This window comes from Rhizobium sp. CF142, assembly GCF_000281145.1.
Lineage (GTDB): Bacteria > Pseudomonadota > Alphaproteobacteria > Rhizobiales > Rhizobiaceae > Rhizobium.
Genome location: NZ_AJWE01000062.1, coordinates 1 through 13,563, shown reverse-complemented (window position 1 = coordinate 13,563; position 13,563 = coordinate 1). Strand labels below are relative to the sequence as shown.

The 13,563-nt window shown below is 62.1% G+C and carries 14 protein-coding genes and 1 pseudogene; 13 read left to right on the top strand and 2 right to left on the bottom strand.

Annotation, left to right across the window (positions count from 1 at the left end; genetic code table 11):
• The first annotated feature begins 4 nt into the window (after nucleotides 1–4).
• From PMI11_RS15320 to PMI11_RS15305, 4 genes are all read left to right on the top strand, one after another.
• Complete coding sequence (locus PMI11_RS15320; protein WP_085990540.1) at nucleotides 5–1,309, top strand: aminotransferase-like domain-containing protein; 1,305 nt, start codon at nucleotides 5–7, stop codon at nucleotides 1,307–1,309.
• Nucleotides 1,310–1,715: 406 nt separating this feature from the next.
• Entirely contained in the window at nucleotides 1,716–2,084 is a 369-nt protein-coding gene (locus PMI11_RS15315; protein ID WP_007818515.1) for a DUF983 domain-containing protein, read from the top strand.
• Nucleotides 2,085–2,292: 208 nt separating this feature from the next.
• Nucleotides 2,293–2,754, top strand: coding sequence for a nuclear transport factor 2 family protein (locus PMI11_RS15310; protein WP_007818514.1), 462 nt, complete (start codon nucleotides 2,293–2,295; stop codon nucleotides 2,752–2,754).
• Between the two features lie 21 nt (nucleotides 2,755–2,775).
• Nucleotides 2,776–3,342 carry a TetR/AcrR family transcriptional regulator gene (locus PMI11_RS15305; RefSeq protein ID WP_007818513.1) on the top strand — a complete coding sequence of 189 codons (567 nt, stop codon included), beginning with the start codon at nucleotides 2,776–2,778 and terminating at the stop codon, nucleotides 3,340–3,342.
• 94 nt (nucleotides 3,343–3,436) lie between these two features.
• Here PMI11_RS15305 and PMI11_RS37320 read toward each other — a convergent pair whose 3' ends face one another.
• A complete protein-coding gene (locus tag PMI11_RS37320; protein ID WP_157179637.1) occupies nucleotides 3,437–3,574 on the bottom strand; it encodes a hypothetical protein in 138 nt (45 codons plus the stop codon).
• Nucleotides 3,575–3,728: 154 nt separating this feature from the next.
• Here PMI11_RS37320 and PMI11_RS15300 point away from each other — a divergent pair.
• Together PMI11_RS15300 and PMI11_RS15295 are read left to right on the top strand one after the other, a co-directional pair.
• A pseudogene (locus PMI11_RS15300) lies at nucleotides 3,729–4,405 on the top strand (hypothetical protein); the annotation flags it as partial.
• 31 nt (nucleotides 4,406–4,436) lie between these two features.
• Nucleotides 4,437–4,748: a Dabb family protein gene (locus tag PMI11_RS15295; protein ID WP_007818510.1), complete on the top strand. Its 312-nt coding sequence runs from the start codon at nucleotides 4,437–4,439 to the stop codon at nucleotides 4,746–4,748.
• 445 nt (nucleotides 4,749–5,193) lie between these two features.
• Here PMI11_RS15295 and PMI11_RS15290 read toward each other — a convergent pair whose 3' ends face one another.
• Nucleotides 5,194–6,408, bottom strand: coding sequence for an MFS transporter (locus PMI11_RS15290; protein ID WP_007818509.1), 1,215 nt, complete (start codon nucleotides 6,406–6,408; stop codon nucleotides 5,194–5,196).
• Between the two features lie 274 nt (nucleotides 6,409–6,682).
• On the opposite strand from PMI11_RS15290, the gene PMI11_RS15285 reads away from it, so the two are divergent.
• The 7 genes from PMI11_RS15285 (at nucleotide 6,683) to PMI11_RS15255 (ending at nucleotide 13,405) form a co-directional block, all read left to right on the top strand.
• On the top strand, nucleotides 6,683–6,931 hold the full coding sequence (locus tag PMI11_RS15285) for a hypothetical protein (protein WP_007818508.1): 249 nt from the start codon (nucleotides 6,683–6,685) through the stop codon (nucleotides 6,929–6,931).
• Nucleotides 6,932–6,985: 54 nt separating this feature from the next.
• Nucleotides 6,986–7,657: a response regulator transcription factor gene (locus tag PMI11_RS15280; RefSeq protein WP_007818507.1), complete on the top strand. Its 672-nt coding sequence runs from the start codon at nucleotides 6,986–6,988 to the stop codon at nucleotides 7,655–7,657.
• Nucleotides 7,647–9,050: a sensor histidine kinase gene (locus PMI11_RS15275; RefSeq protein ID WP_007818506.1), complete on the top strand. Its 1,404-nt coding sequence runs from the start codon at nucleotides 7,647–7,649 to the stop codon at nucleotides 9,048–9,050. The genes PMI11_RS15280 and PMI11_RS15275 overlap by 11 nt, the downstream gene beginning before the upstream one ends.
• Nucleotides 9,051–9,171: 121 nt before the next feature.
• Entirely contained in the window at nucleotides 9,172–9,600 is a 429-nt protein-coding gene (locus PMI11_RS15270) for a membrane protein (RefSeq protein WP_037071440.1), read from the top strand.
• A gap of 99 nt (nucleotides 9,601–9,699) precedes the next feature.
• Nucleotides 9,700–10,866 carry a c-type cytochrome biogenesis protein CcmI gene (ccmI, locus tag PMI11_RS15265; protein ID WP_007818504.1) on the top strand — a complete coding sequence of 389 codons (1,167 nt, stop codon included), beginning with the start codon at nucleotides 9,700–9,702 and terminating at the stop codon, nucleotides 10,864–10,866.
• Nucleotides 10,863–11,414: a cytochrome c maturation protein CcmE gene (ccmE, locus tag PMI11_RS15260; RefSeq protein ID WP_007818503.1), complete on the top strand. Its 552-nt coding sequence runs from the start codon at nucleotides 10,863–10,865 to the stop codon at nucleotides 11,412–11,414. Before ccmI ends, ccmE begins: the two co-directional genes overlap by 4 nt.
• The gene (locus PMI11_RS15255; protein WP_007818502.1) at nucleotides 11,411–13,405 is read left to right on the top strand and encodes a heme lyase CcmF/NrfE family subunit; all 1,995 of its coding nucleotides are present in this window, start codon (nucleotides 11,411–11,413) and stop codon (nucleotides 13,403–13,405) included. The genes ccmE and PMI11_RS15255 overlap by 4 nt, the downstream gene beginning before the upstream one ends.
• Nucleotides 13,406–13,563: the final 158 nt, after the last annotated feature.

The window sequence follows — 13,563 nt, the reverse complement described above, 5'->3', positions numbered from 1 at the left end:
GGCGGTGGGAGACCGGCTGCCGCCGCAGCGCGAGCTGGCAAAGCGCCTCAGCATCGATTTCACCACAGTGGCGCGCGGTTACGTGGAGGCGCAGAAGCGCGGCCTGGTGGATTCGCATGTCGGCCGCGGCACCTTCGTCACCGGCGGGCAGGACAGGGAACGACGCGGCTTCGTCTCAGATGCCGCGCCTGATCCGCGCCGCGCCTCCGTCGTCGACTTCTCGATGAACCTGCCGCCGGAACCGGATGATCAGGAACTGATCGCCCGCATGCGCGAGGGCATGTCGGCCGTGGCGACCAATCTCATTCCGCTGCTGCGCTACCAGGGTTTCGGCGGCTCGGGCATGGACAAGGAGGCGGCGGCTGCCTGGCTCAGCCGCCGCGGGCTCGTGCCGTCGCAGGAGCGCATCTTCGTGACGCCGGGCGCCCATCCGGCGCTGCTGGCGATTTTCGGCCTGCTGGCAAAACCCGGCGAGACCGTGCTGTCGGAAAATATCACCTATCCCGGCATGCGCTCGATCGCCGCCCAGCTGCGGCTCAATCTCTCCGGCCTGCCGATGGATGACGAGGGCATCCTGCCCGATGCCTTTGCCGAGGCTTGCGAGCGGCTGCAGCCTAAAGCACTCTATCTCAATCCGACCCTGCAAAACCCGCTGACGCTGACCATTCCGGAAAAGCGCCGTGAGGAAATCGCTGCCGTCGCCCGCAAATATCATGTGCCAATCGTCGAGGACGACGCCTATGGCTTCATCCCGCTGCATGGCCCGGCACCGCTGGCGGCAATCGCGCCTGATCTCACCTGGCATATCGGCGGCCTCGCCAAATGCATCGGCGCCGGCCTTCGGCTGGCCTATGTGGTGGCGCCGGATACCAAGGCGATCTGGCCCTTCGTCAGCGCCATGCGCGCCAATAATGTCATGGCCTCGCCGATGACCGTGGCGCTTGCCACGCGCTGGATCGAGGATGGCACGGCAGACACGATCCTGCGCTTCATTCGTGCAGAGGCGGGTGCCCGCCAGCAGATGGTGGCGAATATCCTGCCCGAAGGCAGTTACAAGGCCGATCCGATCAGCTTCAATATCTGGCTGCCGCTCACCAATGGCTGGACCCGCTCCACCTTCGGCAGCCATATGCGCTCCTCGGGCATCGGCGTGGTGGCAAGCGACGCCTTCACCGTGGAAGGTGCCGCCCCCGAAGCCGTGCGCGTCTGCCTCGGCGGACCGATCAGCCGCGACAGGTTGAAAGGCGCGCTGGACTTTATGGCCCATGCCCTGGAGGGGCCGCCGGAAATGTCCGCTTCGTTCTTCTGATGGTGTTGAGGGAGGAAGAGGCGCCGCTCCTCCTTCATTGAAATCAACTAATGAAGACCCTGCCCCAAACCCCTCCCTACAAGGGGCGAGGGGCTTAAACTGCTGAACCCGCCGGCCACTTTTCGACGTTTCAGGACGGGTGGAGCGGTGCGACGGGTTAGTCCCTCCCCCCTTGTGGGGAGGGGTTGGGGAGGGGTTTGGCGAGCACACAATCTCGTCGGGACGGTGACTGAATCTCCCCACCACCCACTCCCTCACGCCGCATAAACCCAATCCAAAAAATCTCTGCGTCATTCTGACGAATAGACTGGCAATCCGTTTTCAATGTAACTATATTGTATGCATACATTATGAGGCATTGAATGGATTTCACCAATGCCTCGCAACGTCGAAAAGCGAGATCGCCATGGACACCGAATATCCTCCTCTCCCTCCGATGCAGACCGGCATCCGGGGCCGCTGCCCGCGCTGCGGACAGGGGCATATGTTCAAGGGTTTCCTCACGCTGAAGAAGGAATGCGAAGTCTGCGGGCTGGACTATTCCTTTGCCGATCCGGCCGATGGCCCGGCCTTCTTCGTAATCTGCTTTGCCTGCGTGCCGAGCGTGCTGCTTGGTGTGTGGCTGGAAGTTGCCTTCTCCGCACCGCTCTGGGTGCAGTTGCTGATCACCGGCCCCTTCATGTTTGCCACCTGTATTCCGCCGCTGAGACCGCTGAAGGGATGGCTGGTCGCAAGCCAGTATTTCTACAAGGCCGAAGAGGGCAAGCTTGCCTGATCTCGGGCAATCAAGGATCACGCAGCATACCCTGATCTTTACGTATGAAGGCCGTTCGGAACGTCGAGCGGCCTTTTTGCTGCGTGGGCGGCCGTCGTTCGCTTGAAGCCAAAATGCCGCAGGAGATGGATATCCAAGTCTCTTGCGTTATGTGTACCGAACAGTACAATACATAACGAAAGGTACAATGCAACCAAGGAGACAGGACATGCCTGCACCGCTTCCCCCATTCACAAATGAAACCGCAACTAAGAAGGTCCGCCTCGCCGAGGATGGCTGGAACAGCCGCGATCCGCAGCGCGTATCGCTCGTCTATACGCCTGACAGCCAGTGGCGGAACCGCGCCGAATTTGTCACCGGCCGCGCCGAGATCGTCGCCTTCTTGACCCGCAAGTGGGCGAAGGAGCTTGATTACCGGCTGATCAAGGAACTCTGGGCCTTCACCGACAACCGCATCGCCGTGCGTTTTGCCTATGAATGGCATGACGACAGCAGCAACTGGTTCCGCTCCTACGGCAACGAGAACTGGGAATTCGATGCCGAGGGCTTGATGCAGCGCCGTTTCGCCTGCATCAACGATCTGCCGATCAAGGAATCGGATCGCAAGTTCCACTGGCCGCTCGGCCGGCGGCCCGATGACCATCCGGGCCTTTCCGACCTCGGCCTTTGAGGCCCGAAGGTAAGGTGAATTGTGAAGACCGTTTATGAACGTGCCGATGTCGTGCCGCTGCTTGCGGAGATCTTCCGCGAGCTCGGCTACGAGGGCACGACATTGAGCCGCATCACCGAGCGCACCGGCATCGGCAAAGGCAGCCTCTATCACTTCTTCCCCGGGGGCAAGGAGGAGATGGCGGCCGCCGTCCTTGCCGATGTCGACGGCTGGTTCGAACGCGCTATTTACGAGCCGTTGCGACGTGACGATCCCGGGGCGGCGATCGATGCGATGTGGGCGAATGTGAGGGACTATTTCCGCTCCGGCAGCCGCATCTGCCTCGTCGGCGCCTTTGCGCTGGACGAAACGCGCCAGCGCTTCTCGCCCGTCATCAGGGATTATTTCGTCCGCTGGATCGAGGCACTGCGCCAGGCGCTGGTCCGCGCCGGCTACGTCGAGGATGATGCACTTGCCGCAGCCGAAGAGGCCGTCTCCGGCATTCAGGGCGCACTGGTGCTCTCGCGGGCGCTGGATGACAGGGATATGTTCCGCAGAACCCTGGACCGGCTGGCCGGCAGGCTGGCTGCGACGAAACGCGGGGGATAGGCGGTGGCCGCAGCGTTGGCAGGAGCACGAATGCCGGCAACGTGGGAGGCTGCGGGTGAGGGGTTCAGGACGTCCTCACCCGTCAAGATTGTGTTTAAGAGTCGTTCTGGGAGGGCAGGCGGACCGGGCGCGGATTCTCGCGCTGCGTGCGTATCTGGCGCCACTCGTTTTCCATCTGGTCGACGACGTGCTGGGGGATCTTGGTCGGAGCTTCTGCGGTGGTCTGCATCATATGCCTCTCTTCCTCAGCAAGGGTGTGCTTACGGATCGATGCATCGCACAACAAAAACTGCGTGTAAATCTACCCCGGTCACACTTGAAACGATTAAATTAATTTCAATCGATTAAGCGGACGTTAACCACAGCAGGCCTCAGAGAAGCTCATCATGACAGTCTCACTCGACCGGCAATTCTTCTTCGACACGGTACAGCACGCGCTGTTCAAGGGCAGTCTCACCCCAGCCCAGATCGAAGGCATGAACGCGATCTTCGACTACTGGGACGCGAATTTGGCTACCGCTGATCGGCGCTGGCTGGCCTATATATTGGCCACCGCCTTTCATGAGACCGCTTACACGATGCAGCCTGTGCGCGAGACGTTGGCAACGAGCGATTCGCGCGCCGTCGAGATCCTTGAGACCGCCTTCGTGTCCGGCCGGCTCTCCTGGGTGAAATCGCCTTACTGGCGGCCGGATGAGGACGGCAAGTGCTGGCTCGGCCGCGGGCTGGTGCAACTCACCCACAAGAGAAACTACGAGGCGATGAGCGAGGTGACCGGCATCGATCTCGTCGCCCAGCCCGATCGCGCCATGGAAATGGCGCCGGCTGTGACGATCCTGATCGAGGGCATGCTGCGCGGCAGCTTCACCAGCCACCGGCTTTGCGATCACCTCAATCAAGACAGGGAAGACTGGGTCAATGCGCGCCGCATCGTCAACGGCACCGACAGGGCCGAGAAGCTCGCCGATTATGCGCAAACCTTCTTCGCGGCGATCCGCCCGAATGCCAGCGCGGCATTCTGGCCCGGTTGAAGGCCCGGGCGGCGCGTGTTATCGCCCCGCTTAGGCTTAGAGAATTGCCACAGGAGTGTCCGCGTGATCCGCCATATCGTCTTCTTCACCGTGCCGGAGGAAAATCGCGAGGCGGTGCGCAAGGGGCTCTCGATACTGACGGGCATTCCGCATGCGCTGAAGCTGGAGATCGGCGAAAACGTCAAGACGGACCAGTGGGGCAATGCGGTCGATTTCGTCGTCTACGGCGAATTCGAAAGCGAGGAAGCGCTCGCCGCCTACAAGGCGCATCCCGATTATGATCTCTCCACCCGCACGGTAAAACCGCTCCGCGATACCAGGGTTGCGGCCGATTTCGATAGCGGCAAGGCCGTTATCAGGCCCCTGCAGGATTGACGGCGACGATTGCATCGCCTTGGGTGGCGATCTATCTCATTGAAAATGAATAAGTATTTCCGGATGATGGCTCATTTCGCCGAGATTTTCCGGCTAAGTTATTGATTCTGAATAAGTGACGCATCAGGGTCCATACTTTTTTGAAATTGTAATTTCAGCAGACGCTGCTTTCCGATTTTTGAAATTCTTTACGCGAAGTTTTGCCGTTAAGTGGATCACTTATTCAGGATCAATGACTTAACCCCAAAAACACTGCACTAACGGCGCTTTTTGAAAATTCTTATTCAGATACAAATGGATAGGGGGAGGCCGGAATCGATTCCGGCAGAAGATGAATCAATCTGCGAGATGCCGGAGGCAATCATTGAGAGAAAAGTCGCAAACGATTCAAAAGCTTAACGGATTTGCGGCCGTTGATGCCGTGTGATGAGCCACCCGCCGCCAATCAGGCGGGCTGAGCGCTCGGCTTTGCGCTGCGCACCAGCGCCATCAACATCAGCACGAAGACCAGTGCGATGGCCGCAAGCGCCGCGCAGGTGATGAGCGTCGGACCGGCGCCGGCGCGATCGAGGATGGCGGTGAAGATGACGGGTGCGATGGCATTGGCAAGGTTCTGCGGCATCGACAGGCGCGCCGCCTGCAGCCCGTATTCCTTGGCCGAGAAGAGGGCGAGCGGCATCAGCGCGCGGGCGACCGCCAGCACGCCGGAGCCGAAACCGTAGAGCAGCACGAAGGTGACGAGCAGCGGCGTCGATGGCGGCACGGTGAAGAGCATCAGGAAGCTGAACAGCATCAGGCTGACGCCCATCACCGATGTCAGGATCGGATTGCCGCGCTTGCCGAGCAGCATGTCGAGCGCGCGTGCCGAAATGCCGATGACGCCGCGGGCCGAGCCGAGCTGCAGGGCAAGGGCCGACGATGCGCCGGACTGGCGGAAGATTTCGAGCAATGACGGCGAGACGCCGAAGGTGATGAAGGTGCAGAGCGTGGTAGAGATGGCGATCAGCAGGAAGGCCTTGCGCCGGTCGGCAGGCGAAAGCTCCACCGGCGGTGTTTCGGCGGCAGCCCCCTGCGTGTGGCTCGCAACCGGCTTCGGCAGGCCGAAGAGATGCAGCGGCAGGCAGACGAAGAATTGCAGGCAGGCGCTGACGACGAAGGTGATGCGCCAGCCGAAATTCTCGTTGAGCAGCGTCAGGATCGGCCAGAAGATGGTGGCCGAAAGACCCGTGAACAGCATCAGGATGGCGATGACGCGCTTGCCGTTCGCGCCCTCGCGTTCGACAACGGCGGTATAGCACGGCGCCGAGAGGCCGAGCGCACCGCCAAGCCCGATGACGACCCAGGCAAGACCATAGATGACTATATTGGTGGCGGCGGCAAGCAGCAGCAGGCCGATCGCAAAAGTCAGCGACGAGGCGGCGAGCACTTTCGCGGCGCCATAGCGGCCGAGCCAGCGCCCGGTGGCCGGACCGGCAAAGGCACTGATCACCATCATCACCGTCAGACCGGCAAAGATCACCTCATTCGGCAGCCCGAGCGATGGCGCGATGACGCGGCCCATGACGCCGAGCATATCAAACGTGGTGCCCCAGCCGATAAGCTGGGTGACGGCGAGCACGCCAACTGTCTGCGCCGTACGAAGCGAAAGTGATTTTTGCATGGATTCGGAAATGAAATGGATGAAGGCGACCGAGCGATAGCAGTTTCAACCAGATGGTGAAAGGCGTGATCGAACAAATCCAGTACGGATTTGCCTTGTGTCGGGATTTTCGCAGTGGCAGAAGGCCTTAGCTGCATCATTCAGAAATCTGGTATATTTCGCGCAATAGTCGAGAATTGTTCTAAAAACCCCATGTTACCGTGCATTCATTTGCCATTCAGGTCGCGTGAGTACATATTCGGGACAAGTTGGCATTACATTGAAAGCACAGCACATGGCCTCTCCTCTGAGCGTCGCAGCATTGGCCGCCGGCCTGGCGGTTTCGGCGCCCTCACCGGACGATACCCACACGCTTGTCCTGCGTGTGGCGCGCGATTGCAGCGCCGCAGCCCAGCAGGTCGTGGACGAGACGGGCGGCCAGCTTCTTTCCGTGCAGCCGGTGGGCGACACCTGCATCATCACCGTTCTCGTTCAGGGCAACGGCCAGCGTCCGCGCAAGGTGACAGTAAAGGTTCCGATGTAGGCGGAATCGGCTTATTCATGACATCAGTGATTTGCAGCGGATGAAGGCGAAGCGATGCGCATTCTGGTAGTCGAAGACGACGTCAATCTGAACCGGCAGCTGAGCGACACGCTGAAAGAGGCGGGCTATGTCGTCGATCAGGCGTTCGATGGCGAGGAAGGCCATTTCCTCGGCGATACCGAACCCTATGATGCCATCATTCTTGATATCGGCCTGCCTGAACTCGACGGCGTGACCGTTCTGGAAAAATGGCGCGGCGCCGGCCGCACCGTGCCGGTACTGATCCTGACCGCTCGTGACCGCTGGAGCGACAAGGTGGCCGGCATCGATGCGGGCGCCGACGATTATGTGACCAAGCCTTTCCATGTCGAGGAAGTGCTGGCCCGCATCCGCGCGCTGATCCGCCGCGCGGCCGGTCATGCCTCCTCCGAAATCGTCTGCGGCCCGGTGCGGCTCGATACCAAGACCTCGAAGGCGATCGTCAACGGTGTGGCGCTGAAGCTCACCTCGCATGAGTACCGCCTGCTTGCTTATCTCATGCATCACATGGGCGAGGTGGTGTCGCGCACCGAGCTGGTCGAGCATATGTACGATCAGGATTTCGACCGCGATTCCAATACGATCGAGGTCTTCGTCGGCCGCCTGCGCAAGAAGATGGGCGTCGATTTGATCGAAACGGTGCGCGGTCTCGGTTACCGCATCCAAGCGCCGACCAATGCGAATTAAGTCGCTCACCGCACGCGTGCTGCTCCTGACCACGGTCTGGTCGACGGTGGCGCTGGTGGTGATCGGTCTGTTGATTTCGACGCTCTATAGACGCAGCGCCGAGCGCGGCTTTCAGGATCTGCTGCGGGCGCAGCTCTATAACGTCATCAATTCCGTGACGATCGGCGATCAGGGTGCCCTGTCGGGCAGCCCGCAGCTCGGCGACCTGCGCTTCGCCCAGCCGAAGACCGGCTGGTACTGGGTGGTCGAACCGCTCGGCACCTATACGACCGCGCCGCTCGTCTCGCCTTCGTTGGGCTCCGCGACGATCCCGGTGCTGTCGGTCGTGGAAGCGCCCTTCGACAAGAATTACGAGCGCTATTATCAGGTGACGGACGCCTCCGGAAACCGCGTGCAGGTGGCCGAAACCGAAGTGGTGCTCGACACCGATGGCCGCGCAGCCCGCTTCCGCGTGACAGGCAATGTCGATGTCGTGGAAGATGATGTCCGCAACTTCTCCCACCGGCTCTATCTGGCGCTCGCCGGCTTCGGCGTCGGCAGTCTCATCGTCAATGCGCTCGCCATTCTCTACGGCCTCAAGCCCTTGGATAAGGCGCGCGCCGCATTGGAGCGCATCCGCGCCGGTGAAAGCGAGCAGCTGAAGGGCGATTTTCCCCGCGAAATCCTGCCGCTTGCCAATGAGGTCAATGCACTGATCGACAGCAACCGCCGCATCGTCGAGCGGGCGCGCATGCAGGTCGGAAATCTTGCCCATTCCCTGAAGACGCCGATCGCCGTGCTGCTCAATGAAGCGCGCGTGCTTGAGAGATCGCATGGCGACCTGGTGCGCAATCAGGCCGAGGCCATGCAGGGGCAGGTACAGTCCTATCTCAACCGCGCCCGTATTGCCGCCCAGCGTGAATCCGTGCTTGCGCGCACCGATGCCGAACCGGCGCTGGAGCGGCTGGTGCGCGTCATGCGTCGCCTGAACGTCGAAACCGAATTCGAGCTGATCGTCCAGCCGCCGCATCTGGCCGTCGCCATGGAGCAGCAGGATCTCGAGGAGACGGTCGGCAACCTCTTGGAAAACGCCGCGCGTTTTGCCAAGAGCAAGGTGCGCCTCTCGGCGGTCGAAGCCGGCGATGACGTGAAGGGAACAGAAGCCAGCGCCAGAAAACACTGGGTGGAGCTTGCCGTCGAGGATGACGGCCCGGGCCTGGAGCCAGACCAGATCCGCGAAGCGCTGAAGCGCGGCCGGCGTCTGGATGAGAGCAAGCCCGGAACCGGCCTTGGCCTCTCCATCGTCACCGAAATTTCCAACGAGTACCAGGGCCGTCTGGAACTCACGCGCGGGGAGTGGGGCGGACTGAAAGCCAAGCTTATCCTGCCAGGTGTGACAAAGGATGTTGCATGAGCAACTGCTTGATGTCACAAAGATAGTGGCAAATGTATAGCATGCTTTGCCTTAATGCTGACACGGGGACGCTGCACTTCGATCGGCTCATTTTGACACCCCTGATCGTGGTTCGATTGCAATGACTCTACGTTCGCAAGGCATGATCGTTTCTTCCCTTCTCGTTGCCGTTGCGCTCTCTGGCTGCACGACGACGAAGGGAGCTACAACGCGTGGTCTCTTTGGCGGCGGCAGGCCCCCGGCTTCGGCCGCTTTCATCTCTGCCTTGCAGGGTGGCATCGTCGGACGCACCGGCGTAGAGCTTGATGACAGCGACAAGCAGCGGGCGCTGGAAGCCGAATACCGCGCGCTGGAAGGCGCAGCCGTCGGGCAGCCGGTCACCTGGACTGGCCGCGATGCCAAGGGCAGCGTCGTGGCCGCGGCACCCTATCAGGTCGGCTCGCAGAACTGCCGCCAGTACACCCATACGGTGACGGTCGATGGTAAGGATACGCTGGCGCGCGGTGCCGCTTGTCGCAACGAAAACGGCACCTGGTCGCCGCTCGGCTGAACTCTCTTGCCCGTTATCCTTGCGGCCAAAAGCCTCAAATCTTCGTCATTCCGGCATTGGCAGTTGGAATGAGGGCGCGCTTCAAGTAATTGGGCCGATATGCTGTTCTGGATTCTCGTGGCCATCCTGACGGCGGCTGTTGCCGCCATTCTGCTTTACCCTCTTTTGCGTGGAGCGAAGGCGGTCGAGGATACGCGCGCCGGTGAGGCTGCTGTCTATCGCGACCAGTTGCGCGAACTCGACAGGGATCTCTCGGGCGGCCTGATCAGTGCCGACGAGGCCGATTACGCCCGCGCGGAGATCGGCCGCCGGCTGATTGCCGTTTCCGGTGTTGCACCGGCCGAAGAACGTAAGCCTGCAAGGCATCACCGCCTGACCGAAGCCTTCATCGTGCTGCTCCTGCCGGTCATCGGGCTCTGTCTTTACATGAATACCGGCAGGCCCGACCTGCCGTCGCAGCCGCTGGAAGCGCGGCTCGCCAATCCCGGGAATGATATGGCCGTTCTCGTGGCCAAGGCGGAGCGGCATCTGGCGCAGAACCCTGACGACGGCAAGGGCTGGGATGTGCTGGCGCCGATCTATTTCAGCACGATGCGCATTACCGACGCCGAGACCGCCTATCGCAACGCCATCCGTTTGCTTGGCCCAAGCCCCGCGCGTCTCGACGGTCTTGCCGAAACGCTGATGGCGGTGGCCGAAGGCGTGGTGACAGAAGATGCGCGCAAGGTGCTTGAACAGTCGTTGGCGCTTGAGCCGAACAACCCGCGCGCCCGTTTCTATGTTGCGCTGAGCCTGGAGCAGGCAGGCCAACCCGATCAGGCGCGCACCGCCTTCGAGGATCTCGCCAGGCAATCGCCTGATGACGCACCCTGGCTGCCGCTGGTCAACGAGCATATCGCCAGGAATGGCGGCGCGGCGGTTGCGCCTGCAGCCGAGCCGGAAGCGCGGCCTGCTGCACAATCCTCGGCACTGGGCGGCCCGACGGCGGAGGATGTCGCGGCGGCTGAGACGATGAGCAGCGGCGACCGTCAGCAGATGATCCGTGGCATGGTGGAAAGCCTGGATGCCAAACTGACTGATGATCCCGACAATTTCGAGGGCTGGATGCGTCTCGTCCGCTCTTACGCCGTATTGAACGACAAGGATCGCGCCGCCGGTGCCTTGAAGCGCGGGCTTGCCGCCTTCCCGGCATCGGGTGATCAGGGCAAGCAGCTCCTGGCGCTGGCAAAGGAACTCGGCATCGCGACGGAAGGGTTGACGCAATGACGCGCAAGCAGAAACGCCTGGCGGTGATTGCCGGCGGCATGAGCTTCATCCTTGTCGCGGTGCTGCTCGTGATGTTCGCCTTCAGCCAGTCGGTCGCCTATTTCTATATGCCGGGCGACCTCGCCAAGACGCCGGTGGCGCCGGGCACCCGCATCCGCCTCGGCGGCCTTGTGGGAAGCGGCAGCGTTATGCGCGGCGAGGGTTCGGTTGTGCGCTTTGCGGTGACCGATCCGAGCGGAGAGATCGTCAATGTCCGCTACCAGGGCATCCTGCCGGACCTGTTTCGCGAAGGGCAGGGGGTGGTCACCGAAGGCGCCTTCGAGACGGGCAGCACTGTCTTTACCGCCGATACCGTGCTGGCCAAGCATGACGAGACCTATATGCCCAAGGAAGTGGCCGACAAGCTGAAGGCCCAGGGCCTTTGGGAAGAGGGCAAGGGGCCAGCGCCGCAAGGTGAGGTGCCGCAAGGTGAGGCTAAAGGTGCTGAAGCCAAGGGCGAGGCCAAGGGCCAGGAAGCCCAGGCGCAAGAGACAAAGGCGACGCCATGATCATCGAGATCGGCCACTATGCGCTGGTTCTGGCGCTCGCAACCGCGATCATCCTGTCGGTCGTGCCCGTGATTGGTGCCCGGCGCGGTGATCAGGCGATGATGGATGTGGCGCCCTTGGGCTCCATCCTGCTCTTTGCCCTCGTCGCCTTCTCCTTCGGTGTGCTCACCTATGCCCATGTCGTCTCCGACTTCTCGGTTCAGAACGTCTGGGAGAACTCGCATTCGCTGGTGCCGCTGATCTACAAATATTCCGGCGTCTGGGGCAATCACGAGGGATCGATGATGCTTTGGCTGCTGATCCTGGCGCTGTTCAGCGCCTTGGTCGCGATCTTCGGGCGCAATCTGCCCGATACGCTGAAGGCCAATGTTCTCGCCGTCCAGGCCTGGATCTCGGTCGCCTTCATCCTCTTCATCCTGTTGACCTCCAATCCCTTCGTCCGCCTCGATCCGGCTCCCGCCGAAGGCAGGGACCTGAACCCGGTGCTGCAGGATATCGGCCTCGCCATCCATCCGCCGCTGCTCTATCTCGGTTATGTCGGCTTCTCCGTCTGCTTCTCCTTTGCGGTTGCTGCCCTCCTCGATGGCCGCATCGATGCCGCCTGGGCGCGCTGGGTGCGGCCCTGGACGCTGGCCGCCTGGACCTTCCTGACGCTCGGCATCGCCATGGGCTCCTACTGGGCCTATTACGAGCTTGGCTGGGGCGGCTGGTGGTTCTGGGATCCGGTGGAGAATGCCTCCTTCATGCCCTGGCTTGCCGGCACCGCACTCCTGCACTCGGCGCTCGTCATGGAAAAACGCGAGGCGCTGAAGATCTGGACGGTGCTGCTTGCGATCCTCACCTTCTCGCTGTCGCTGATGGGCACCTTCCTGGTGCGCTCCGGCGTGCTGACCTCGGTCCATGCCTTCGCCAGCGACCCGAGCCGCGGCGTCTTCATCCTCTGCATCCTCTTGATCTTCATCGGCGGAGCGCTGTCGCTCTTTGCCTTCCGCGCGCCCCTCCTGTCGGCCGGCGGGCTGTTTGCGCCGATCTCGCGCGAGGGGGCGCTCGTCGTCAACAACCTCATCCTGACGGTTGCCTGCGGCACGGTGCTGACCGGCACGCTTTATCCGCTGGTCCTGGAAACGCTGACCGGCGACAAGATCTCCGTCGGCCCGCCCTTCTTCAACCTCACCTTCGGCCTGTTGATGGCGCCGCTCCTGATCGTCGTGCCGTTCGGGCCGCTGCTTGCCTGGAAGCGCGGCGATCTGCTCGGCGCCCTGCAGCGGCTCTATGTCGTGGCCGGTCTTGCTTTCGTCGCAGCCCTCGTCTTCTTCTATCTCGAACATGGCGGCCCGGTCATGGCCGTGCTCGGCCTTGCTGCCGGCCTGTTCCTGATCTTAGGGGCTGCTGCCGACCTCTGGTATCGCGCCGGCATCGGCAAGGTGAAGGCGGAGATTGCCTGGCGCCGCTTGACCGGCCTGCCGCGCTCGGCTTTCGGCACCGCACTTGCCCATGCCGGACTTGGCGTCACCGTGCTCGGCATCGTCGCGGTCACCACCTTCCAGAGCGAACATGTGGTCGAGATGAAGCAGGGCCAGTCGACGGATGCCGGCGGCTACGGCATCGTCTTCGACGGCATGCAGCCGGCCACCGGTCCGAACTATACCGAGGACCGCGGCCATTTCTCGATCCGCCGCGGCGGCGCCGAGATTGCCGATGTCTGGTCGGCCAAGCGGCTCTATACCGCAAGGCAGATGCCGACGACGGAGGCCGGCATCCTGACCTTCGGTCTCAGCCAGCTCTATGTCTCGCTGGGGGATGCCACCCATGACGGCGGCATCGTCGTGCGCATCTGGTGGAAGCCGTTTATCCTGTGCATCTGGGGTGGGACCTTGATCATGGCCCTCGGCGGCTTCGTCTCGCTCAGCGACCGGCGTCTGCGTGTCGGTGCGCCAAGCAGGAAGGCAAAGGCCAAGCCGGCAGCGCCCGCCATGGAGCCGGCGGAATGAGGCGCGCGCACCTTTTTCCCCCTTCGCCCCAGCGGGGAGAAGATGCCCGAAGGGCAGATGAGGGGGCCGAGTGGCGCAGCCGTGAGGAGCTTGAGCGCAAGCGAAAGGTGGCTGCTGCTGCGGAGCGTGGCCCCCTCATCCGCCCTGTCGGGCACCTT

Excerpts from the sequence above, each read along its gene's own strand:
- PMI11_RS15270 (WP_037071440.1), top strand. The coding sequence starts at position 9,172 with ATGACTCTACGTTCGCAAGGCATGATCGTTTCTTCCCTTCTCGTTGCC.
- PMI11_RS15290 (WP_007818509.1), bottom strand. The coding sequence starts at position 6,408 with ATGCAAAAATCACTTTCGCTTCGTACGGCGCAGACAGTTGGCGTGCTC.
- PMI11_RS15255 (WP_007818502.1), top strand. The coding sequence starts at position 11,411 with ATGATCATCGAGATCGGCCACTATGCGCTGGTTCTGGCGCTCGCAACC.
- PMI11_RS15280 (WP_007818507.1), top strand. The coding sequence starts at position 6,986 with ATGCGCATTCTGGTAGTCGAAGACGACGTCAATCTGAACCGGCAGCTG.
- PMI11_RS37320 (WP_157179637.1), bottom strand. The coding sequence starts at position 3,574 with ATGATGCAGACCACCGCAGAAGCTCCGACCAAGATCCCCCAGCACGTC.
- PMI11_RS15275 (WP_007818506.1), top strand. The coding sequence starts at position 7,647 with ATGCGAATTAAGTCGCTCACCGCACGCGTGCTGCTCCTGACCACGGTC.
- PMI11_RS15285 (WP_007818508.1), top strand. The coding sequence starts at position 6,683 with ATGGCCTCTCCTCTGAGCGTCGCAGCATTGGCCGCCGGCCTGGCGGTT.
- PMI11_RS15310 (WP_007818514.1), top strand. The coding sequence starts at position 2,293 with ATGCCTGCACCGCTTCCCCCATTCACAAATGAAACCGCAACTAAGAAG.
- PMI11_RS15315 (WP_007818515.1), top strand. The coding sequence starts at position 1,716 with ATGGACACCGAATATCCTCCTCTCCCTCCGATGCAGACCGGCATCCGG.
- ccmE (WP_007818503.1), top strand. The coding sequence starts at position 10,863 with ATGACGCGCAAGCAGAAACGCCTGGCGGTGATTGCCGGCGGCATGAGC.
- ccmI (WP_007818504.1), top strand. The coding sequence starts at position 9,700 with ATGCTGTTCTGGATTCTCGTGGCCATCCTGACGGCGGCTGTTGCCGCC.